19 protein-coding genes are annotated in these 20211 nt (G+C 66.6%); 16 read left to right on the forward strand and 3 right to left on the reverse strand.

Annotated elements, in window-relative coordinates; all coding sequences use genetic code 11:
• The first annotated feature begins 7 nt into the window (after positions 1-7).
• The 6 genes from AmiPiv_RS23500 to AmiPiv_RS23525 all read left to right on the forward strand — a co-directional run bounded on the left by AmiPiv_RS23500 (position 8) and on the right by AmiPiv_RS23525 (position 5365).
• Positions 8-1369, forward strand: coding sequence for a pyruvate dehydrogenase complex dihydrolipoamide acetyltransferase (locus tag AmiPiv_RS23500; protein WP_340041439.1), 1362 nt, complete (start codon positions 8-10; stop codon positions 1367-1369).
• Positions 1370-1445: 76 nt separating this feature from the next.
• Positions 1446-2084: an SGNH/GDSL hydrolase family protein gene (locus AmiPiv_RS23505; protein ID WP_340041441.1), complete on the forward strand. Its 639-nt coding sequence runs from the start codon at positions 1446-1448 to the stop codon at positions 2082-2084.
• Positions 2085-2099: 15 nt separating this feature from the next.
• Positions 2100-3545: a dihydrolipoyl dehydrogenase gene (lpdA, locus tag AmiPiv_RS23510; RefSeq protein ID WP_340041443.1), complete on the forward strand. Its 1446-nt coding sequence runs from the start codon at positions 2100-2102 to the stop codon at positions 3543-3545.
• A 97-nt stretch (positions 3546-3642) separates the two neighbouring features.
• Positions 3643-3927, forward strand: a complete 285-nt coding sequence (locus AmiPiv_RS23515) for a GlsB/YeaQ/YmgE family stress response membrane protein (RefSeq protein WP_340041445.1) — start codon at positions 3643-3645, stop codon at positions 3925-3927.
• 9 nt (positions 3928-3936) lie between these two features.
• The gene (gene lipA / locus AmiPiv_RS23520; RefSeq protein WP_340041447.1) at positions 3937-4899 is read left to right on the forward strand and encodes a lipoyl synthase; all 963 of its coding nucleotides are present in this window, start codon (positions 3937-3939) and stop codon (positions 4897-4899) included.
• Positions 4900-4912: 13 nt separating this feature from the next.
• Positions 4913-5365: a type II toxin-antitoxin system RatA family toxin gene (locus tag AmiPiv_RS23525; RefSeq protein ID WP_340041449.1), complete on the forward strand. Its 453-nt coding sequence runs from the start codon at positions 4913-4915 to the stop codon at positions 5363-5365.
• Here the strand turns inward: AmiPiv_RS23525 and AmiPiv_RS23530 are convergent.
• Positions 5350-5856, reverse strand: coding sequence for a CinA family protein (locus AmiPiv_RS23530; RefSeq protein WP_340041451.1), 507 nt, complete (start codon positions 5854-5856; stop codon positions 5350-5352). The two genes, AmiPiv_RS23525 and AmiPiv_RS23530, sit on opposite strands and share 16 nt — an antisense overlap.
• Positions 5853-7076, reverse strand: a complete 1224-nt coding sequence (locus AmiPiv_RS23535; RefSeq protein ID WP_340041453.1) for a bifunctional 2-C-methyl-D-erythritol 4-phosphate cytidylyltransferase/2-C-methyl-D-erythritol 2,4-cyclodiphosphate synthase — start codon at positions 7074-7076, stop codon at positions 5853-5855. The genes AmiPiv_RS23530 and AmiPiv_RS23535 overlap by 4 nt, the downstream gene beginning before the upstream one ends.
• Positions 7077-7216: 140 nt before the next feature.
• Here AmiPiv_RS23535 and dusB point away from each other — a divergent pair, with 140 nt between their 5' ends.
• The 9 genes from dusB (at position 7217) to hflX (ending at position 18722) form a co-directional block, all read left to right on the forward strand.
• Complete coding sequence (gene dusB / locus AmiPiv_RS23540; RefSeq protein ID WP_340041455.1) at positions 7217-8245, forward strand: tRNA dihydrouridine synthase DusB; 1029 nt, start codon at positions 7217-7219, stop codon at positions 8243-8245.
• Positions 8242-9375 carry a two-component system sensor histidine kinase NtrB gene (locus AmiPiv_RS23545; RefSeq protein ID WP_340041457.1) on the forward strand — a complete coding sequence of 378 codons (1134 nt, stop codon included), beginning with the start codon at positions 8242-8244 and terminating at the stop codon, positions 9373-9375. Before dusB ends, AmiPiv_RS23545 begins: the two co-directional genes overlap by 4 nt.
• On the forward strand, positions 9372-10832 hold the full coding sequence (gene ntrC, locus AmiPiv_RS23550; RefSeq protein WP_340041459.1) for a nitrogen regulation protein NR(I): 1461 nt from the start codon (positions 9372-9374) through the stop codon (positions 10830-10832). The genes AmiPiv_RS23545 and ntrC overlap by 4 nt, the downstream gene beginning before the upstream one ends.
• Positions 10833-10954: 122 nt before the next feature.
• On the forward strand, positions 10955-13243 hold the full coding sequence (locus AmiPiv_RS23555; protein ID WP_340041461.1) for a sensor histidine kinase NtrY-like: 2289 nt from the start codon (positions 10955-10957) through the stop codon (positions 13241-13243).
• Positions 13233-14594 carry a nitrogen assimilation response regulator NtrX gene (gene ntrX / locus AmiPiv_RS23560; protein ID WP_340041463.1) on the forward strand — a complete coding sequence of 454 codons (1362 nt, stop codon included), beginning with the start codon at positions 13233-13235 and terminating at the stop codon, positions 14592-14594. Before AmiPiv_RS23555 ends, ntrX begins: the two co-directional genes overlap by 11 nt.
• Before the next feature lie 32 nt (positions 14595-14626).
• Positions 14627-16003, forward strand: coding sequence for a Trk system potassium transporter TrkA (gene trkA / locus AmiPiv_RS23565; RefSeq protein WP_340041465.1), 1377 nt, complete (start codon positions 14627-14629; stop codon positions 16001-16003).
• Positions 16004-16080: 77 nt separating this feature from the next.
• The gene (locus AmiPiv_RS23570; protein ID WP_340041467.1) at positions 16081-16944 is read left to right on the forward strand and encodes a D-amino-acid transaminase; all 864 of its coding nucleotides are present in this window, start codon (positions 16081-16083) and stop codon (positions 16942-16944) included.
• A 140-nt stretch (positions 16945-17084) separates the two neighbouring features.
• Positions 17085-17330, forward strand: coding sequence for an RNA chaperone Hfq (hfq, locus tag AmiPiv_RS23575; protein WP_018428055.1), 246 nt, complete (start codon positions 17085-17087; stop codon positions 17328-17330).
• Positions 17331-18722 (forward strand): GTPase HflX, encoded by a 1392-nt coding sequence (gene hflX, locus AmiPiv_RS23580; RefSeq protein ID WP_340041475.1) that lies wholly within the window; start codon positions 17331-17333, stop codon positions 18720-18722.
• Between the two features lie 107 nt (positions 18723-18829).
• Here the strand turns inward: hflX and mazG are convergent, their stop codons facing one another.
• On the reverse strand, positions 18830-19654 hold the full coding sequence (gene mazG / locus AmiPiv_RS23585; protein WP_340041476.1) for a nucleoside triphosphate pyrophosphohydrolase: 825 nt from the start codon (positions 19652-19654) through the stop codon (positions 18830-18832).
• 169 nt (positions 19655-19823) lie between these two features.
• Between mazG and crcB the strand changes: the two genes are divergently transcribed.
• Positions 19824-20201 (forward strand): fluoride efflux transporter CrcB, encoded by a 378-nt coding sequence (gene crcB, locus AmiPiv_RS23590; protein WP_340041477.1) that lies wholly within the window; start codon positions 19824-19826, stop codon positions 20199-20201.
• Positions 20202-20211: the final 10 nt, after the last annotated feature.

Genomic DNA, 20211 nt, shown 5'->3' on the forward strand with positions numbered 1-20211 from the left:
GGACATCATGCCGATCAACATCACCATGCCTGCGCTTTCGCCGACCATGGAAGAGGGCAACCTCGCCAAGTGGCTGGTCAAGGAAGGCGACAAGGTTTCGCCCGGCGACGTGATCGCCGAGATCGAGACCGACAAGGCGACGATGGAAGTGGAGGCCGTCGACGAGGGCACCGTTGCCAAGATCGTCGTTCCGGCCGGCACCGAGGGCGTCAAGGTCAACGCGCTGATCGCCATTCTTGCCGGCGAAGGCGAGGATGCGTCCGCCGCCGCCAAGGGTGGCAACGGCGCTCAGGCCGCGGCCCCCAAGGCTGAGGCTCCGAAGGCCGAGGTGGCTCCTGCCGCCGCGGCACCTGCACCGGTCGCGGCCGCACCGGCTGCGAAGCCGGCGGCCACCAACGGCGCTGCGGCCGCGAGCGAGGGCCGTACCTTTGCTTCGCCGCTCGCCCGCCGCATCGCCAAGGACGCCGGCGTCGACATCGGCGCGGTCGCTGGCACCGGCCCGCATGGCCGTGTCGTCAAGGCCGACGTCGAGGCGGCGATCGCCGGTGGCGGCGCCAAGGCTGCTCCTGCTGCCAAGGCCCCGGCTGCTGCTCCCGCGGCTGCACCCGCTGCCAAGGGCATGTCGGACGACCAGGTGCTCAAGTTGTTCGAAGCGGGCAGTTACGAGCTCGTCCCGCACGACAACATGCGCAAGACCATCGCCCGCCGACTGGTCGAGGCGAAGAGCACCATCCCGCACTTCTACCTCACGCTCGATTGCGACATCGACGCGCTGCTGGCGCTGCGCGCCCAGCTCAACGCCGCCGCGCCGACCGTCAAGACCGAGAAGGGCGAGGTTCCGGCCTACAAGCTGTCGGTCAACGACATGGTCATCAAGGCGATGGCCCTGGCGCTCAAGGCCGTGCCGGATGCCAACGTGTCGTGGACCGACCAGGCCATGGTCAGGCACAAGCACGCCGACGTCGGCGTCGCCGTGTCGATCCCGGGCGGCCTGATCACCCCGATCATCCGCCAGGCCGACATCAAGACGCTGTCGGTCATCTCCAACGAGATGAAGGACCTCGCCGGCCGCGCCCGCAACCGCAAGCTCAAGCCCGAGGAATACCAGGGCGGCACGACCGCGGTTTCCAACCTCGGCATGTTCGGCATCAAGGACTTCTCCGCCGTCATCAACCCGCCGCACGCCACCATCCTGGCGGTCGGCGCGGGCGAGGAGCGCGCAGTCGTCAAGAATGGCGAGATCAAGATCGCCAACGTGATGTCGGTCACGCTGTCGACCGATCACCGCGCCGTCGATGGCGCGCTCGGCGCCGAACTGCTCGCCGCCTTCAAGCGCTACATCGAAAACCCGATGGGCATGCTGGTGTAAGGCATTCGCCCTCCTCGTCCGCGGGGAGGGCATCCGCCTTCAGGGGCCGAAGGGGCAGGGGATCGAGGACCCTTTCATGAAAACCGTTCTTTGCTACGGCGACTCGCTGACCTGGGGCTATGACGCGGCCGGTCCCGGCCGCCACGCCTTCGAGGACCGCTGGCCGAGCGTGCTGCAGGCGGAACTCGGCGACGGCGTCCAGGTCATCGCCGAGGGGCTGAACGGTCGCACCACGGCCTTCGACGACCATCTTGCCGGCACCGACCGCAACGGTGCCCGCACCTTGCCTACCATCCTCGGCACGCATGCGCCGCTCGACCTCGTCGTCATCATGCTCGGCGCCAACGACATGAAGCCGTGGATCCACGGCAATCCGCTTGCCGCCAAGCAGGGCATGGCGCGGCTTGTGTCGATCGTGCGCAACTACGACCACGGCATGGACTACCCCGCGCCCGAAATCCTGCTGGTTTCGCCTCCGGCTGTCAGCCGTACCGAAAATGCCGAGTTCAAGGACATGTTCGCCGGCGGCGACAAGGCTTCGCACAAGCTCGCGCCGCTCTATGCGCAGCTCGCCGACGAGGTCGGCTGCGGCTTCTTCGATGCCGGCTCGGCGGCCGTCACCACGCCGCTCGACGGCGTGCATCTCGACGCTGAAAACACACGGAAAATAGGCCATGCGCTCGCGCCCATCGTGCGCGTGATGCTGGAACTCTAAGACTGGAGAAACGCCTTGGCTGAGAACTACGACGTCATCATCATCGGCTCCGGCCCCGGCGGCTATGTCACCGCGGTCCGCGCCGCCCAGCTCGGCTTCAAGACCGCGATCGTCGAGCGCGAGCATCTCGGCGGCATCTGCCTCAACTGGGGCTGCATCCCGACCAAGGCGCTCTTGCGTTCGGCCGAGATCAAGCACTATGCCGAGCACGCCAAGAACTACGGCCTCAAGATCGACGGCACCGTGACCGCCGACGTCAAGGCGGTGGTCGAGCGTTCGCGCGGCGTCTCCGCCCGCCTCAACGGCGGCGTCGGCTTCCTGATGAAGAAGAACAAGGTCGACGTGATCTGGGGCGAGGCCAAGCTCACCAAGCCGGGCGAGATCGTCGTCTCCAAGTCGTCGAAGAAGCCGATGGAGCCGCAGCACCCGGCGCCCAAGAACACCAAGGGCGAGGGCACCTACACCGCCAAGCACATCATCCTGGCCACTGGCGCCCGGCCGCGCGCGCTGCCGGGCATCGAGCCGGACGGCAAGCTGATCTGGACCTATTTCGAGGCCATGGTGCCGCAGGAGATGCCGAAGTCGCTGGTCGTCATGGGTTCGGGCGCCATCGGCATCGAATTCGCCAGCTTCTACCGCACCATGGGCGCCGAGGTGACGGTGGTCGAGCTCCTGCCGCAGGTCATGCCGGTCGAGGACGCCGAGGTCTCCACCTTCGCCAAGAAGCAGTTCGAGAAGCAGGGGATGAAGATCATCCTCGACGCCAAGGTCACCAAGGTCGAGAAGGGCGCCAACTCGGTCACCGCCCATGTCGAGATGAAGGACGGCAAGGTCGAGAAGATCACCGCCGATCGCCTGATCTCGGCCGTCGGCGTGCAGGGCAACATCGAGAATCTCGGCCTGGAACCGCTCGGCGTGAAGACCGACCGCGGCTGCGTGGTGGTCGACGGCTACGGCCGCACCAACGTGCCGGGCGTCTACGCCATCGGCGACGTCGCCGGGCCGCCGATGCTCGCCCACAAGGCCGAGCATGAGGGCGTCATCTGCGTCGAGAAGATCGCCGGCCTGCCGGGCGTGCACGCGCTCGACAAGTCGAAGATCCCGGGCTGCACCTATTGCAACCCGCAGGTCGCCTCCGTCGGCCTCACCGAGGCCAGGGCCAAGGAAGCGGGCTACGACATCCGCGTCGGCCGCTTCCAGTTCGGCGCCAACGGCAAGGCCATCGCGCTCGGCGAGGACCAGGGTTTCATCAAGACGATCTTCGACAAGAAGACCGGCCAGTTGCTCGGCGCCCACATGATCGGCGCCGAGGTCACCGAGCTGATCCAGGGCTTCGTCGTCGCCATGAACCTGGAGACGACCGAGGAAGAGCTGATGCACTCGGTCTTCCCGCACCCGACGCTGTCGGAGATGATGAAGGAAAGCGTGCTCGACGCCTATGGGCGTGCGCTCAACGCATAGCGGCCAAGCGCCGGCGCGCCTTTCGCGGCGCGCCGGTTGGCACTATATGCTGGGCTGCGTGTCTGTTGGCCCGGCGCGACCCGGCCGGAGAGGAGCTATGGAGCCAGGCTACGGAATTCTCGGCATGCCCGGTGTCGGATTCTTCGGCATGCTGCTCATCGGCTTCCTCGCCGGCTATGTCGCCGAACGCACCATGAACCGCGACCACGGCTTCCTCACCAACATGCTGGTGGGCGTTGCCGGATCATTTGTCGGCGGCACACTGGCGGGGCTGCTCGGCATCAACTATTACGGGTTCGCGGGCAACCTCATCGTCGCCATCGCCGGCGCGATATTGCTGCTCTGGATTTTCGGCCGCTCGCGACCGCCGCGGCCTCAGTAGGAAGAACCGATGGTCACTGTGCTCGATCTCAAAGACCGTCCGCGCCCGCGGCACCCGGAAAAGGCCCATCGGCCCGATCAGGAGGTTCTGCGCAAGCCCGACTGGATCCGCGTCAAGGCGCCGGTCTCGCGCGGCTACCAGGAAACGCGCGACATCGTGAAGTCGCACAAGCTGGTCACGGTCTGCGAGGAGGCCGGCTGCCCCAACATCGGCGAATGCTGGGAAAAGAAGCACGCCACCTTCATGATCATGGGCGAGATCTGCACCCGCGCCTGCGCCTTCTGCAACGTCGCCACCGGCGTGCCGACCGCGCTCGACCCCAACGAGCCGGAGAGTGTCGCCAAGGCCGTGGCCCAGATGGGCCTGACCCATGTCGTCATCACCTCTGTCGACCGCGACGATCTCGCCGACGGCGGCGCCCAGCATTTCGCCGACGTGATCCACGCCATCCGCCGGCTGACGCCCGAAACCACCATCGAGATCCTGACGCCCGACTTCCTGCGCAAGGAGGGCGCGCTCGAGATCGTCGTTGCCGCCCGTCCCGACGTCTTCAACCACAATCTCGAAACCGTGCCGTCGAACTATCTGACGGTGCGTCCCGGCGCGCGCTACTTCCACTCGATCCGCCTCCTGCAGCGGGTCAAGGAGCTCGATCCATCGATCTTCACCAAGTCCGGCATCATGGTCGGTCTCGGCGAGGAGCGGAACGAAGTGCTGCAGCTGATGGACGACCTGCGCACGGCCAGTGTCGACTTCATGACCATCGGCCAGTACCTGCAGCCGTCGAAGAAGCATCATCCGGTCAAGAAGTTCGTCACCCCGGAAGAGTTCCAATCCTACGCCACCATCGGCAAGACCAAGGGCTTCCTGCTCGTGGCGTCCAGCCCGCTGACGCGCTCGTCGCACCATGCCGGCGACGACTTCGCCAAGCTGCGCGCCGCGCGCGAGGCGATGCTGGCGAAGCGGGCCTGACGTTCGCCAGCGGATGCCGAAGTTCGAGACCACGCGCCACGTCGGCCACTCGCCGGACGAGATGTTCGCCCTTGTGGCCGACATCGAGAAGTATCCCGAGTTCCTGCCCTTGTGCGAGGCGCTCAACGTGCGCACCCGCCGCGAGCGCGACGGCCGCGAGGTTCTCGTGGCCGACATGACGGTGGGCTACAAGGCGATCCGCGAGACCTTCACGACCCAGGTGCTGCTGACGCCGGCCGAAAACACCATCGACGTGAAATATCTCGACGGGCCGTTCCGCTACCTCACCAACGAGTGGAAATTCGTCGACGCGCCTGGTGGCGGGGCGGAGGTGCAGTTCTTCATCGACTACGAGTTCAAGAGCCGCATCCTCGGCGCGCTGATGGGCACGATGTTCGACCGCGCCTTCCGCATGTTCGCGGAAGCCTTCGAGAAGCGAGCGGACGCGATCTACGGGGCCGCGTAGCCGGCCTGGCCCACCGCCTTCAACCCCAGCCCCAGCGCCGTCCTCACCGTTTCGTGGCGGATGAAGTCGCGGCCCTTGTCCTCGAACAGGCGGAACTCGGCCTCTGCCGGCGTTCCTTTCCGGGCTATGCCGAACCAGACGAGGCCGACCGGCTTTTCGGCCGAGCCGCCGCCAGGGCCGGCGATGCCGGTGACGGCGAGCGCGAGGCTTGCGTGCGAATGGGCGAGAGCACCGGCAGCCATCTCGAGCGCGGTTTCGCGCGAGACCGCGCCGTGCGCCTTGAGCGTCGCCTCGGAGACCCCGAGCATCTCCATCTTCGCTTCGTTGGAATAGGTGATGAAGCCGCGGTCGACCACGGCCGACGAGCCGGCGATGTCGGTCAACGCCGCGACGATCATGCCGCCCGTGCAGCTCTCGGCGGTCGCGATCATCAGGCCGCGCGCCTCGCAGGCTTCGAGCAGGGCGGCTGCGAGCGCGCTCGTGTCGCTCATTCCGGCAGCTCTCCCGGATAGACGACGCTTGCCGTGGCGATCGCCGCGATGCCTTCCTCGCGGCCGACGAAGCCGAGCTTCTCGTTGGTCGTCGCCTTGATCGAGATGCGCTCGGGCGCGATGCGCAGCATGTCGGCGAGCTCGGCCGTCATCGCCGCCCTGTGCGGCCCGACGCGCGGCGCCTCGCAGATCAGCGTGATGTCGGCATTGGCGATGCGGCCGCCGCGCGCGCGCACGATGGCCGCCGCATGCTCGACGAACAGGCGCGAGGCCGCACCCTTCCACTGCGGGTCGGAAGGCGGGAAATGCGTGCCGATGTCGCCGGCGCCGCAGGTGGCGAGCAGCGCGTCGGTCAGCGCGTGCAGGCCGACATCGGCGTCGGAATGGCCGTTGAGCTTCTTCGAATGCGGGATCTTGACGCCGCAGAGGGTGACGTGGTCGCCCGCCTCGAAGGAGTGCACGTCATAGCCGTTGCCGGTGCGGACGTCGGGAAAATGCGGCATCTGGCCGGAAAGGCGCTGGTCGGCCATGGTGATGTCTCGTGCCCAGGTGAGTTTGACGTTGTCCGGCGAGCCGAGCACCAGCCGGACCGGAATGCCCGCCCATTCGGCGATGGCGGAATCGTCGGTGAAGTCGCTGCGTCCGGCCTCGAAGGCGCGCTGGTGGGCGGCAAAGATCGGCGCGAAGGGAAAGCCCTGCGGCGTCTGGGCCGAATGAAGGCCGCCGCGCGGCACAGTCTCTGCCACGGTGCGGTCGAAGGCTTCCTTCTTCAGCGTGTCGGAAACGGGCAGCGACGGCAGCGAGCCGTGCTTGGCGTCGATGCCGGCGATCGTCCGGTCGATGACCTCGGCGCCGACGAAGGGCCTGACCCCGTCGTGGATGAGGACCGCGGCGGGTGCCGCATCCTTTATCGCGAGCAGGGCGAAGCGGGTCGAATCCTGCCGTGTCGCGCCGCCGACGACGGTGGTGACCCGGGCGGCGTATTCGCCTGCGGCGGCAGCGAACAGCTCGGCGTCGTCGGCATGGATGGCGACCGCCACCGGGCCGATCCGTGGATGCTCGAGAAACGCCCTCAGCGTGTGCCAGATGACCGCCTTGCCGCCGATCCGGCGATACTGCTTGGGGCCGTCGGCCTGCCCGGCGCGCTCGCCGCGGCCGGCCGCGACGATGACGGCGGCGACGGTTGGCTGGCGGCTTGTGGGCAAGGCTCTGTCGTTCATGAGGTGAGGCTTAGTCGCGCGCATCGTAGAAGGCCAGAGGAATCCCGAAAGCGCCTCATTCGGCTGTCATTTCGCAGTTGCACAATAGGGCGAACCTGTCTACTCATTGTGCAGAGGCGAACGATGCTTTGTTTTTGTGCATGATTGATCTGGCGAAACTCGGCGAACCGTTGTCGATCGGCGACTTGACGATCCGCAACCGCGTGTTCCTGGCGCCGATGTCGGGCGTGACCGACGAGGCGTTCCGCACGCGTGCCCATGCGCATGGCGCCGGCCTGGTGGTTTCGGAGATGGTCGCCAGCGGCGAACTCGCCAAGGGGCGGGGCTCCAGCGGCTTCCGCATCCGCCATTCCGGCCTGCCGGTCCACATGGTGCAGCTCGCCGGACGCGAGGCCGCCCACATGGCCGAGGGCGCCCGCATCGCCGCCGGCGAGGGTGCCGATGTAATCGATATCAACATGGGATGCCCGGCCAAGAAGGTGACCGGCGGCTATGCCGGCTCGGCCTTGATGCGCGACCTCGACTTCGCGCTGACGCTGATCGATGCGGTGGTCGGGGCGGTCGACGTGCCGGTCACGGTCAAGATGCGGCTCGGCTGGGACGACGATGCGCTCAACGCTCCCGAACTCGCCCGCCGCGCCGAGCAGGCCGGCGTCAGGATGGTGACCGTCCATGGCCGCACGCGCTGCCAGTTCTACCAGGGCAGGGCCGACTGGCGGGCGATCGCGCAGGTCAAGCAGGCGGTGAGCATCCCCGTGGTCGCCAATGGCGACGTGGCCACGCCAGAGGATGCGGCTGAAATCCTCGAGCAGTCGGGCGCCGATGCCGTGATGGCCGGGCGCTCGCACTATGGCGCGCCCTGGACGGCGGGCGCGATCGCTGCGGCCGCGACCGGCGGGACGGCAGCCGGCGTACCTGCCGGAACCAGCGCGATGGCCGACTACGTCGTTGCCCACTACGAGGACATGCTTGCGCTCTACGGCATGGAAAGCGGCCTGCGCCAGGCGCGCAAGCATCTCGGCTGGTATCTCGACCGCCATACCCTCGGCGTGCCGGACCATCTGCGTCGCGGGGTGCTCACCTCGTTCGAGCCGAAGCAGGTGATTTCGTCGTTGCGTGAAGCCCTTGCGTCGTTCGGCGGAAGTTTTCCCGAAAGGAATGCGGCATGAGCTCCAGCATGGTTCCGGCCGCCGCCGATGCCGCGCAGATCGTGCTCAACACGATCCGCCGTCCGGTCATCATGATCGGGCCCGACAATTTCATCACCTTCGCCAATGCCGACGCCGAGGACTTCTTCCGCTCCAGCGCCGCCGTGCTGGCGCGCAGCGAGCTGTCCCGTTTCGTCCCCTTCGGCAGCCCGATCCTGACGCTGGTCGATCAGGTGCGCGAGCGCAACACGCCGGTCAACGAGTACCGCGTCGACGTCTCCTCGCCGCGCCTCGGCATCGAGAAGATGGTCGACATCTATGTATCGCCCGTGCCGGAGCTGCCGGGGTCGGTGGTGCTGATGCTGCAGGAGCGCTCGGTGGCCGACAAGATCGACCGCCAGATGACGCACCGGGGTGCGGCGCGCTCGGTGACGGGACTTGCCGCCATGCTGGCGCACGAGATCAAGAACCCGCTCTCGGGCATTCGCGGCGCGGCCCAGCTGCTCGAGCTCTCCGCCTCAGACGAGGACCGGGCGCTGACGCGGCTGATCACCGACGAAACCGACCGCATCGTGGCGCTCGTCGACCGCATGGAGGTGTTTTCGGACGAGCGGCCGATCGACCGCTACCCGGTCAACATCCACGTCGTGCTCGACCATGTGAAGGCCATCGCCCGCAACGGTTTTGCCAACGGCATCAAGATATTGGAGGACTACGATCCGTCGTTGCCTCCGGTCTACGCCAACCGCGACCAGCTGGTGCAGGTCTTCCTCAATCTGGTGAAGAACGCCGCCGAGGCCATCGGCCACCAGCCGGGCGGCGAGATCACGCTGTCGACCGCCTTCCGCTCCGGCATCCGCATGTCGATCCCCGGCACCCAGGACCGCGTGTCGCTGCCGCTCGAATTCTGCGTCCACGACAACGGTCCCGGCGTCTCCGAAGATATCCTGCCGATCCTGTTCGACCCCTTCATTACCACCAAGCCGAACGGTTCGGGGCTCGGTCTGGCGCTGGTGGCCAAGATCGTCGGCGACCATGGCGGGGTGATCGAATGCGATTCGACCCCGCGCGGTACCACCTTCCGCATCCTGTTGCCCGCCTGGAAGGAACTGCAGGCGCCGGACGCCGACATCCAGGGAGAGCACGCATGAGCCAGCGCGGAAACATCCTTGTCGCCGACGACGACGCCGCCATCCGCACGGTGCTCAACCAGGCGCTGTCGCGCATGGGCCACGACGTGCGGGTGACGTCGAATGCCGCCACGCTGTGGCGCTGGGTGGCGGCGGGCGAGGGCGACCTCGTCATCACCGACGTGGTCATGCCCGACGAGAACGCCTTCGACATGCTGCCACGCATCAAGAAAGCGCGGCCGGAGCTGCCAGTCATCGTCATGAGCGCCCAGAACACTTTCATGACCGCGATCCGCGCCTCCGAGACCGGCGCCTACGAATATCTGCCCAAGCCGTTCGACCTCACCGAGCTGCTCTCTATCGTCAACCGCGCGCTCGCCGAGCCGCGGCGGCCCAAGCTCGATGCGCGCCATGACGAGCAGCCCGATGCCATGCCGCTGGTCGGCCGCTCGGCGGCGATGCAGGACATCTACCGCATGCTCGCCCGCATGATGCAGACCGACCTCACTGTCATGATCACCGGTGAGTCGGGCACCGGCAAGGAACTGGTGGCGCGCGCGCTGCATGAATATGGCCGCCGCCGCAACGGCCCGTTCGTGGCGATCAACATGGCCGCCATCCCGCGCGACCTGATCGAATCGGAGCTCTTCGGCCACGAAAAGGGCGCCTTCACCGGCGCGCAGAACCGCTCGACCGGCCGTTTCGAGCAGGCCGAGGGCGGTACGCTGTTCCTCGACGAGATCGGCGACATGCCCATGGAGGCCCAGACCCGGCTGCTGCGCGTGCTCCAGCAGGGCGAATACACCACCGTCGGCGGCCGCACCCCGATCAAGACCGACGTCCGCATCGTCGCCGCCACCAACAAGGACCTGCGCACGCTCATCAACCAGGGCCTGTTCCGCGAGGACCTGTTCTACCGCCTCAACGTGGTGCCGCTGCGGCTGCCTGCATTGCGTGAAAGAGCCGAGGATATTCCGGATCTTGTGCGCCATTTCTTCAAGCAGGGCATGAACGAGGGCCTGCAGGCCAAGCGCATTTCCGTCGCCGGGGTGGAGCTGATGAAGCGCTATCCCTGGCCGGGCAACGTGCGCGAGCTCGAAAACCTGGTGCGGCGCCTGGCGGCACTCTATCCCCAGGACGAGATTTCGGCCGAGATCATCGAGGCGGAGCTCAAGACCGGCGAGCAGCAGCCGGTCGTGCCCGGCGGTAATCTCATCCCCGACGACCTCTCCGTCGGCCAGGCCGTCGAGCATTTCCTGCAGCGCTACTTCGCCATGTTCGCCGGCGAGCTGCCGCCGCCCGGCCTCTATCAGCGGATCCTCGCGGAAGTCGAATATCCGCTCGTGCTCGCCTCGATGACGGCGACGCGCGGCAACCAGATCAAGGCGGCCGAACTGCTGGGGCTGAACCGCAACACGCTGCGCAAGAAGATCCGCGAACTCGGCGTCAACGTCTACAAATCGTCGCGCGTCAGCTGATCTCCGCCACCCCAGCCTGCTGTCGATAGGCCGACGAAACATTTTCGCCGGCGGCGGAAATGTTGCACAATCGCCACAATGCGTTGCATAGATGTGACGCATTCGCGTCTCAACAAGGCAGCATGGCGATTCAGGCTCCATCTCTGAAGCAACCGATCTTTACCCCGCGCGGCGCGCAGGACGGCCGCCGTCTGCTCGCGCTTCCGGGCGTGGTGGCGATCGCCGCGGCCCTGGTCACGGCTGCGGTTTCCTTCGCGATTCTCGTCGGCGTGACGCCGATCACGCCCGATTCGACGACCACGCTGACGCTGATCGCCATCAATGCCGGTTTTGTCCTGATCCTCGTCGGGCTGATCGTGTTCGAGGTGCGCCGCATCGTCATGGCCCGGCGCCACGGCAAGGCGGCGTCGCGCCTGCATGTGCGCATCGTCACCATGTTCGCGCTGGTGGCGGCGCTGCCGGCGCTGCTCGTCGCCATCGTCGCCTCGATCACGCTCAACATCGGCCTCGACCGCTGGTTCGAGATCCGCACCAAGACGATCGTCAATTCGTCGCTGTCGATCGCCGAAGCCTATGTGCAGGAAAACGCCCGCAACCTGCAGAACACCACGCTGTCGATGGCCAACGACCTCGACAATGCGCGCTCGCTCTACGGCCTCGACCGCGGCGGCTTCCTCGATTTCATGGGCAGGCAGGCACAGCTGCGCGCGCTCGCCCACGCCGCCCTGATCAAGCCCGATGGCTCCTTCGTCATGAGCGCCAAGACCGGCGCCGACTTTGCCATGCCGGAGCCGCCGGCAGCGGCGGTGGAGGCCGCTGCCGACGGCAAGCCGGTGCTGATCGATCCGAGGACGCGCAACATCGTCGGCGCGATCATCAAGCTGCGGGAGATCGACGGGCTCTATCTCTACACCATCCGCCTGGTCGACCCCGACGTGATCAGGGCGCGCCAGATCGTGACGGCCAACACCGAGGAGTATCGCGACCTCGGCGCCAACCGGCGCACCACGCAGATCGCCTTCGCCTTGCTCTATCTCGGGCTGACGCTGATCGTGGTGCTGTCGGCCATCTGGACCGGCATCGCCGTTGCCGACCGGCTGGTGCGGCCGATCCGCCAGCTCATCGGCGCGGCCGACGAGGTCGCCACCGGCAATCTCGACGTCTCGGTTCCGGTGCGGCCGTCGGACGGCGACGTGGCGGCGCTTGCGGGCACGTTCAACAAGATGCTGCAGGAGCTCAAGTCGCAGCGCAACGAGATCCTGACGGCCAAGGACGTCATCGACGAGCGGCGGCGTTTCTCGGAAGCCGTGCTCTCGGGCGTCACCGCCAGCGTCATCGGCGTCGACCCCTATGGCAGCATCACCATCGTCAACCGGTCCGCCGAGGCCATGCTGGCGCTGCCGGCTGACGCGTCGCTCGGCCAGAACCTCTCTGTCCTCCTGCCGCATGTCGGCCGTGTCTTCGAGATCGGCCGCAGGTCGGGCCGCCCGGTTTATCGCGAGCAGGTCACCTTCTACCGTGCCGGGGCGGAGCGCACCTTCAACGTGCAGGTCACAGTGGAAGAGGGCGACAAGGAAACCGACGACAAGTCCTTCGTCGTGACTGTCGACGACATCACCGACCTCGTCACCGCGCAGCGGACGTCGGCCTGGGCGGACGTGGCGCGGCGCATCGCCCACGAGATCAAGAACCCGCTGACCCCGATCCAGCTCTCGGCCGAGCGCATCCGCCGCCGCTACGGCAAGGTCATTACCGAGGACCGCGAGGTCTTCGACCAGTGCACCGACACCATCATCCGCCAGGTCGGCGACATCGGCCGCATGGTCGACGAATTCTCGGCGTTCGCGCGCATGCCGAAGCCGGAAATGAAGGTCGTCGACATCCGCGAGCCGCTGCGCGAGGCCTCGTTCCTGGTCGAGGTGAGCCGTTCGGACATTGCCTTCGAACGCGACGTGCCGCCCGGACCGCTCAAGGGTACGTTCGACAGTCGGCTGATGGCGCAGGCCTTCGGCAATGTCATCAAGAATGCCGCCGAGGCCATCGAGGCGGTGGAGCGCCAGACGGGCGAGGGCGGCGTCATTAGAATCCGCGCCAGGCGGGATGGCAGGACGATCCGCATCGACGTCATCGACAACGGCAAGGGCCTGCCGCGGGAGAACCGCCAGCGCCTGCTCGAGCCTTATATGACGACGCGCGAAAAAGGCACGGGCCTCGGCCTCGCTATCGTCAAGAAGATCGTCGAGGACCATGGCGGAAGATTGGAGCTTCACGACGCGCCTGCCGATTTCCACGGCGGCCGCGGCGCGATGATCAGCATGATCTTGCCTGCGGCGGCCGAAGAGGCCCCCCCGGCCAATGCCGGAGACGCAGCGCAGGACGGACAAAACGAAAAGGTCGGAAATGGCGTCTGATATTCTCATCGTCGACGACGAGGAAGACATCCGTGAACTGGTCGCCGGCATCCTGAGCGACGAGGGCCACGAAACCCGAACCGCGTTCGATGCCGACAGCGCGCTTGCCGCGATCGCCGATCGCGCGCCGCGCCTGGTGTTCCTGGACATCTGGCTGCAGGGCTCGCGGCTGGACGGGCTGGCCCTGCTCGACGAGATCAAGACGCTGCACCCCAACCTGCCGGTGGTGATGATCTCGGGCCACGGCAACATCGAGACCGCCGTTTCGGCGATCCGGCGCGGCGCCTATGACTTCATCGAGAAGCCGTTCAAGGCCGACCGGCTGATCCTGATCGCCGAGCGCGCGCTCGAGACCTCCAAGCTCAGGCGCGAAGTCTCCGAGCTTAAGATGCGCAGCGGCGACACCCAGGACCTGATCGGCATGTCCTCGGCGATGAGCCAGCTGCGCCAGACCATCGATCGCGTCGCCCCGACCAACAGCCGCGTGATGATCATCGGGCCGTCCGGCTCGGGCAAGGAGATGGTGGCGCGCGCCATCCACGCGCATTCGGGCCGCAAGACGGGCCCGTTCGTCACGCTGAACGCCGCGACGATCACGCCCGAGCGCATGGAGATCGAGCTGTTCGGCACCGAATCGAATGGCGGCGAGCGCAAGGTCGGCGCGCTGGAGGAGGCGCATCAGGGCATCCTCTACCTCGACGAGGTCGCCGACATGCCGCGCGAGACGCAGAACAAGATCCTGCGTGTGCTGGTCGACCAGCAGTTCGAGCGCGTCGGCGGCACCAAGCGCGTCAGGGTCGACGTGCGCATCATCTCGTCCACGGCGCAGAATCTCGAGGCGATGATCGCCGAAGGGCGGTTCCGCGAGGATCTCTACCATCGTCTGGCCGTCGTTCCGGTGATGGTGCCGGGGCTGGCCGAGCGGCGCGAGGACATTCCCTATCTCGTTGACAATTTCATGAAGCAGATGGCCAAGCAGGCCGGCATCAAGCCGCGCCGTATCGGCGACGACGCGCTGGCCGTGCTCCAGGCCCACAACTGGCCGGGCAACGTCCGCCAGCTGCGCAACAACATCGAGCGGCTGCTCATCCTCGCCCGCGGCGACGATCCTGAGGCGCCGATCACCGCCGACCTCTTGCCGTCCGAGATCGGCGACGTCATGCCGCGCGCGCCGAGCCAGTCAGACCAGCACATCATGGCGCTGCCGCTCCGGGAGGCGCGCGAGATGTTCGAGAAGGAATATCTCATCGCCCAGATCAATCGCTTCGGCGGCAACATCTCCAAGACGGCCGAGTTCATCGGCATGGAGCGTTCCGCCCTGCACCGCAAACTGAAGTCGCTGGGCGTCTGAACGCCGCCGGCCAGCCAGGGTAGACAGCCCACATGCGCGTGATCATCTGCGGAGCGGGGCAGGTAGGCTACGGCATCGCCGAACGGCTGGCGGCCGAGAAGAACGACGTCTCGATCATCGACACGGCGCCGGAGCTGATCCAGTCGGTCCGCGATTCGCTCGACGTTCGCGGCTATGTCGGTCACGGCTCGCATCCGGAGGTGCTGGAGGCCGCAGGCGCTCAGAACGCCGACATGATCATCGCCGTCACCTTGTTCGACGAGGTCAACATCGTCGCCTGCGAGGTGGCGCACGCGCTGTTCAACGTGCCGATGAAGGTGGCGCGCATCCGCTCCCAGGCCTATCTCCAGCCGCACTACCAGGACCTGTTCTCGCGCGATCACCTTCCCATCGACGTCATCATTTCGCCGGAGCTCGAGGTCGCCGAGATGGTCCTTCGGCGCATCACGTTGCCGGGCGCCACCGACGTCGTGCGCTTCGCCGAGAACCGCATCGTCATGGTGGCGATCGAGTGCCTCGACGATTGCCCGGTCATCAACACGCCGCTGGGCCAACTCACCGAGCTTTTCCCCGACCTGCCGTCGACCGTGGTCGGCGTCAGCCGCAACGGCCAGCTGTTCATCCCGCATTCGGCCGATCAGCTCATCGTCGGCGATCTCGCCTATGTCGTTACCACCAAGGACCAGGTGCGCCGGACGCTCGGCCTGTTCGGCCACGACGAACAGGAGGCGACGCGCATCGTCATCGCCGGCGGCGGCAATATCGGGCTCCATGTCGCCCGCACCATCGAGCAGCGTCAGGGCCGCACGCGGATAAAGATCATCGAGGCCAGCAAGGAGCGCGCGGTGAAGGCGGCGGATGCGCTGCGCCGGACGGTGGTGCTCAACGGCAGCGCGCTCGACCAGAAGCTGCTGCTCGAGGCCGACATCCAGGACGCCGACCTCATGGTGGCGCTGACCAACAACGACCAGGTCAACATCCTGTCGAGCGTCATGGCCAAGCGCCTGGGCTGCAAGGGCAACCTGGCGCTCATCAACAGCCCGTCCTATCACGACCTGACCAAGTCGCTGGGCATCGACGCCTATGTCAATCCGAGCGCCGTCACCATTTCGCGCGTGCTCCAGCATGTCCGCCGCGGCCGCATCCGGCAGGTGCATTCGGTGCAGCGGGGAGCCGCCGAGATCATCGAGGCCGAGGCGCTCGAAACCTCGCCGCTGGTCGGTACTCAGCTGCGCGACCTCGAGCTGCCCGACGGCATGCGCATCGGCGCGATCTACCGCGACGGCCAGGTCATCAAGCCGGGCGGCTCCGTCAAGATCAAGCCCAAGGATCGCGTCGTCATCTTCGCGCTCGACAAGGCGGTCAAGCAGGTCGAGCAGATGTTCCGCGTCAGCCTGGAATTCTTCTGATCTGGATCACCAGTATCTCCGTTGCTGCCCGGCCGAGATCGGGTAGAACGCCGCAAACTGCCGAGGGGTTCGAATTCATGCCGCGCATCGCCTATGTCAACGGCCGCTATCTCCCGCATGCCTATGCCAGCGTGCACATCGAGGATCGCGGCTACCAGTTCGCCGACGGCGTCTACGAGGTCTGCGAGGTGGCGCGCGGCTTCATCGTCGACAGCAAGCGGCATCTCGACAGGCTCGACCGCTCGCTGTCCGAGCTGCGCATCGACTGGCCGCTCAAGCGGGCCGCGCTGGTCCATATCATGCGCGAGGTCATCCGCCGCAACCGCGTTGTCAACGGCATGGTCTACCTCCAGGTCACCCGCGGGGTGGCGTCGCGCGACCATGTCTTCCCGGTCGCTGGCACCCGCCCGGCGCTGGTCGTGACCGCCAAGCGCACCGACCCGGCCGCCGCCGCCAGGAAGGCCGCGGCCGGCCTCAAGGTGATCACGGTTCCGGAAAACCGTTGGGACAGGGTCGACATCAAGTCGGTCGGCCTGCTGCCCAACGTGCTCGCGCGCCAGCAGGCAAAGGAAGCCGGCGCCCAGGAAGCCTGGTTCGTCGATCCCGACGGCACGGTCAAGGAAGGGGCGGCGACCAACGCCTGGATCGTCACCAAGGACGGCAAGCTTGTCACCCGGCCTGCCGACCACGGCATCCTGAGGGGTGTCACCCGCACCACGCTGATGGAAGTGGCGGCAAAGCTCGGCCTAAGGGTCGAGGAGCGCGGCTTCACCGTCGACGAGGCCAAGGCGGCGCGCGAGGCTTTCATCACCGCGGCGACGACGCTGGTCATGCCGATCGTCGCGATCGACGGCCAGCCCGTCGCCAACGGCCATCCCGGCTCGGTGGCACTTTCCCTGCGTGAGGCGTTTTTTGACGTTGCGGAAAAAATCCAAGCCTGATAACCGCTTGGGCGTAAATGGTTAAATTCATCTCGTTCAGCTTGCTGCAGGTTGTGGCAAGGGGGTGTCTGCCGGCTTGACATGGGCCGTGTAATTTGGCGCATTGGCGGGCAGACAGGGATCGGCGAAAGAAAAAAACAATGGCGGAACGATCGCAGAATCTTCAGGATCTTTTCCTGAATTCAGTTCGTAAGAGCAAAAATCCACTCACCATTTTCCTCATTAACGGCGTGAAATTGACCGGGGTCGTGACCTCCTTCGACAATTTCTGTGTTTTGTTGCGCCGTGACGGACATTCCCAGCTCGTCTACAAGCATGCCATCTCGACGATCATGCCGAGCCAGCCGGTTCAGATGTTCGACGGCGAGGAAAGCCAGGGCGGCTGATTGGCGCGCGATAGAAACGCCGGCTCCAAGTCCGGCGCCAGCAACGGACCCGATTCGGTAGGGGGCGACAAAGCCCCGACCCGTGCGGTCGTCATCGTGCCGGTGCTCACGCGCCAGGCCAAGGGTGACGACGACAGCGCGCGGCCGCGCCTGTCGCGCTCGTCCGATGCTCGCCACGACGAGGCGGTGGGCCTGACCAAGGCGATCGATCTCGAGCCCGTCCACACGGCTGTCGTGGCGGTCGCCGAACCGCGGCCGGCAACCCTGCTCGGCAGCGGCAAGGTCGAGGAGTTCGCCGGGATCGTGAAGGAGCGCGGCGCCGAGCTGGTCATCGTCGACCATCCGCTGACGCCGGTGCAGCAGCGCAATCTCGAGAAGGAATTCAACGCCAAGGTGCTCGACCGCACCGGCCTGATCCTCGAGATATTCGGCCGCCGCGCCCGCACCAAGGAAGGCACGCTGCAGGTCGAGCTCGCCCACCTGAACTACCAGAAGGGCCGGCTGGTGCGCAGTTGGACCCACCTTGAGCGCCAGCGTGGCGGTGCGGGTTTCCTCGGCGGTCCCGGCGAAACCCAGATCGAGGCCGACCGGCGCGCCCTGCAGGAAAAGATCCTCAAGCTCAAGCGCGAGCTGGAGACGGTGCGTCGCACCCGCGACCTGCACCGCGCCAAGCGCCGCAAGGTGCCGTTCCCGGTCGTCGCCATCGTCGGCTACACCAATGCCGGCAAGTCGACGCTGTTCAACCGCCTGACCGGCGCCGGCGTTCTCGCCGAGGACATGCTGTTCGCCACGCTCGACCCGACGCTCCGGCGCGTGCGGCTGCCGCACGGCACGCCGATCATCCTGTCCGACACGGTCGGCTTCATCTCCGACCTGCCGACGCACCTGATCGCCGCCTTCCGCGCCACCCTCGAAGAGGTGGTCGAGGCCGACCTCGTCATCCATCTCCGCGACATTTCCGATCCGGACACGGCAGCCCAGGCCGACGACGTCGAGCGCATCCTCGCCGATCTCGGCGTCGATGCCGGCGACACCGACCGCGTCATCGAAGTCTGGAACAAGATCGACCAGCTCGACGAGGGCAATCGCGAGCGACTGCTATCGGACAGCTCCGGCGACCGCGGGACGCCGCCGATCGCCATCTCGGCGATCACGGGCGAGGGCATTCCCGCCCTGACGGCGGTCATCGAGCAGCGGGTCTCGGGCGAGCTGGAGACCATCGACGTGATGCTCGAGCCGAGCCAGCTCGGCCAGATCGACTGGCTCTACCGCAACGGCGACGTCGTCTCGCGCACCGACAACGACGACGGCAGCGTGTCGATGACGATCAGGGCCACGGCCTCGGCCCGCGAAGAGATCGCGGCGCGGATCGTGCGCAAGGGCAGGCACTGAGTTCGCCTGTTTCCGGGTTTCGCTGCCCCTCATCCCCCTGCCGGGACCTTCTCCCCGTTCACGGGGAGAAGGTCCCGGCAGGGGGATGAGGGGCGGCGCGAGAAGGCCTACTTCACCGTCTTCGCCTGCTGCCAGAGCGCTTCCATCTCGTCGAGCGTCGCCGCCTCCAGGCTGCTGCCGGCCTCGTCCAGCGCCTTTTCGACATAGTGGAAGCGGGTGCGGAACTTGTCGTTGGTGCCGCCGAGTGCCGCCTCCGAATCGAGCTGCAGGTGGCGGCCGAGATTGACCAGCGCAAACAGCATGTCGCCGAATTCGTCCTTGATCGCCGCCTGGTCGCCCTTGGCCATGGCCTCGCGCAACTCGCCGATCTCCTCCTCGATCTTGTCGAGGATAGGCGCTGCCTCGCCCCAGTCGAAGCCGACGCGCGCCGCCTTTTCCTGCAGCTTCAGCGCCCGCGTCAGCGCCGGCAGCGCCACCGGCACGGAGTCCAGGAAGCCGTTGCCGTGGTCCTCGGGGTCGAGTCCGCGCGCGATACGCGCCGAGCGCCTTTCGGCCTTCTCCTCGGCCTTGATCTTCTCCCACATGCCCTTGGCCGAACGCGCCTCGCGCGCCTCGGCGTTGCCGAAGACATGAGGGTGACGGCGGATCATCTTGGTCGTGATGCCCTGCACGACGTCGCCGAAGGAGAATTCGCCGGCCTCCTTGGCCATCTGCGCGTGGTAGACCACCTGCAGCAGCAGGTCGCCGAGTTCCTCGCGCAAATGGTCGATGTCGTTGCGCGAAATCGCGTCGGCGACCTCGTAGGCCTCCTCGATGGTGTAGGGGGCGATCGTCGCGAAATTCTGCTCGATGTCCCACGGGCAGCCGGTTTCCGGCTCGCGCAGGGCTGCCATGATCTCGATCAGGCGGGTGATGTCCTTGGAAGGGTGCATGAGAGCGATGCTATTACCCGCTCGCGCCCGCCCCAACAACCGCCTTGCCGGCCGAAGGCTTGTCCACAACGTAGTTGGGAGGCCTGCCGGCCCCGCTTCCGGCCTGTCGCGGGCCTCGGACGGCGCATTGCCCATTGACCTCCATGGCGCGCGCAGGCAGGTAGTCGCCATGCTGCATCTATCTCTCGTTGCATTCGGCGGCGCCATCGGCGCCTCGCTGCGCCATCTGGTCAACCTGGTGTCGCTGCGCCTGTTCGGCCCCAACTTTCCCTGGGGCACGATGGCCATCAACATCGTCGGGTCCTTCGCCATGGGGCTGTTCATCGGCTGGCTGGCGCGCCGCGCAGGCGCATCGAACGAACTGCGGCTGTTCGTGGCCACGGGGATCTTCGGCGGCTTCACGACCTTCTCGGCCTTTTCGCTCGATGTCGCGACGCTTTGGGAGCGTGGCGCGACCGTTTCGGCCGCGGGTTATGCGCTCGCGAGCGTGATCGGTGCGGTCCTGGCGCTGTTTTGCGGCTTGTGGCTCGCAAGAAGCATCGGCTGATGCTATTGGG

The sequence above is a fragment of the Aminobacter sp. Piv2-1 genome (genome assembly GCF_037625995.1).
GTDB lineage: Bacteria > Pseudomonadota > Alphaproteobacteria > Rhizobiales > Rhizobiaceae > Aminobacter.

What these genes read in the sequence shown, in the direction of transcription:
- AmiPiv_RS23545 (WP_340041457.1), top strand. Translation starts at nt 8,242, where the DNA reads ATGAGCTCCAGCATGGTTCCGGCCGCCGCCGATGCCGCGCAGATCGTG.
- hfq (WP_018428055.1), top strand. Translation starts at nt 17,085, where the DNA reads ATGGCGGAACGATCGCAGAATCTTCAGGATCTTTTCCTGAATTCAGTT.
- lipA (WP_340041447.1), top strand. Translation starts at nt 3,937, where the DNA reads ATGGTCACTGTGCTCGATCTCAAAGACCGTCCGCGCCCGCGGCACCCG.
- AmiPiv_RS23525 (WP_340041449.1), top strand. Translation starts at nt 4,913, where the DNA reads ATGCCGAAGTTCGAGACCACGCGCCACGTCGGCCACTCGCCGGACGAG.
- AmiPiv_RS23515 (WP_340041445.1), top strand. Translation starts at nt 3,643, where the DNA reads ATGGAGCCAGGCTACGGAATTCTCGGCATGCCCGGTGTCGGATTCTTC.
- ntrC (WP_340041459.1), top strand. Translation starts at nt 9,372, where the DNA reads ATGAGCCAGCGCGGAAACATCCTTGTCGCCGACGACGACGCCGCCATC.
- AmiPiv_RS23505 (WP_340041441.1), top strand. Translation starts at nt 1,446, where the DNA reads ATGAAAACCGTTCTTTGCTACGGCGACTCGCTGACCTGGGGCTATGAC.
- mazG (WP_340041476.1), bottom strand. Translation starts at nt 19,654, where the DNA reads ATGCACCCTTCCAAGGACATCACCCGCCTGATCGAGATCATGGCAGCC.
- AmiPiv_RS23535 (WP_340041453.1), bottom strand. Translation starts at nt 7,076, where the DNA reads ATGAACGACAGAGCCTTGCCCACAAGCCGCCAGCCAACCGTCGCCGCC.
- ntrX (WP_340041463.1), top strand. Translation starts at nt 13,233, where the DNA reads ATGGCGTCTGATATTCTCATCGTCGACGACGAGGAAGACATCCGTGAA.
- AmiPiv_RS23570 (WP_340041467.1), top strand. Translation starts at nt 16,081, where the DNA reads ATGCCGCGCATCGCCTATGTCAACGGCCGCTATCTCCCGCATGCCTAT.
- dusB (WP_340041455.1), top strand. Translation starts at nt 7,217, where the DNA reads ATGATTGATCTGGCGAAACTCGGCGAACCGTTGTCGATCGGCGACTTG.
- crcB (WP_340041477.1), top strand. Translation starts at nt 19,824, where the DNA reads ATGCTGCATCTATCTCTCGTTGCATTCGGCGGCGCCATCGGCGCCTCG.
- AmiPiv_RS23555 (WP_340041461.1), top strand. Translation starts at nt 10,955, where the DNA reads ATGGCGATTCAGGCTCCATCTCTGAAGCAACCGATCTTTACCCCGCGC.
- AmiPiv_RS23500 (WP_340041439.1), top strand. Translation starts at nt 8, where the DNA reads ATGCCGATCAACATCACCATGCCTGCGCTTTCGCCGACCATGGAAGAG.
- trkA (WP_340041465.1), top strand. Translation starts at nt 14,627, where the DNA reads ATGCGCGTGATCATCTGCGGAGCGGGGCAGGTAGGCTACGGCATCGCC.
- AmiPiv_RS23530 (WP_340041451.1), bottom strand. Translation starts at nt 5,856, where the DNA reads ATGAGCGACACGAGCGCGCTCGCAGCCGCCCTGCTCGAAGCCTGCGAG.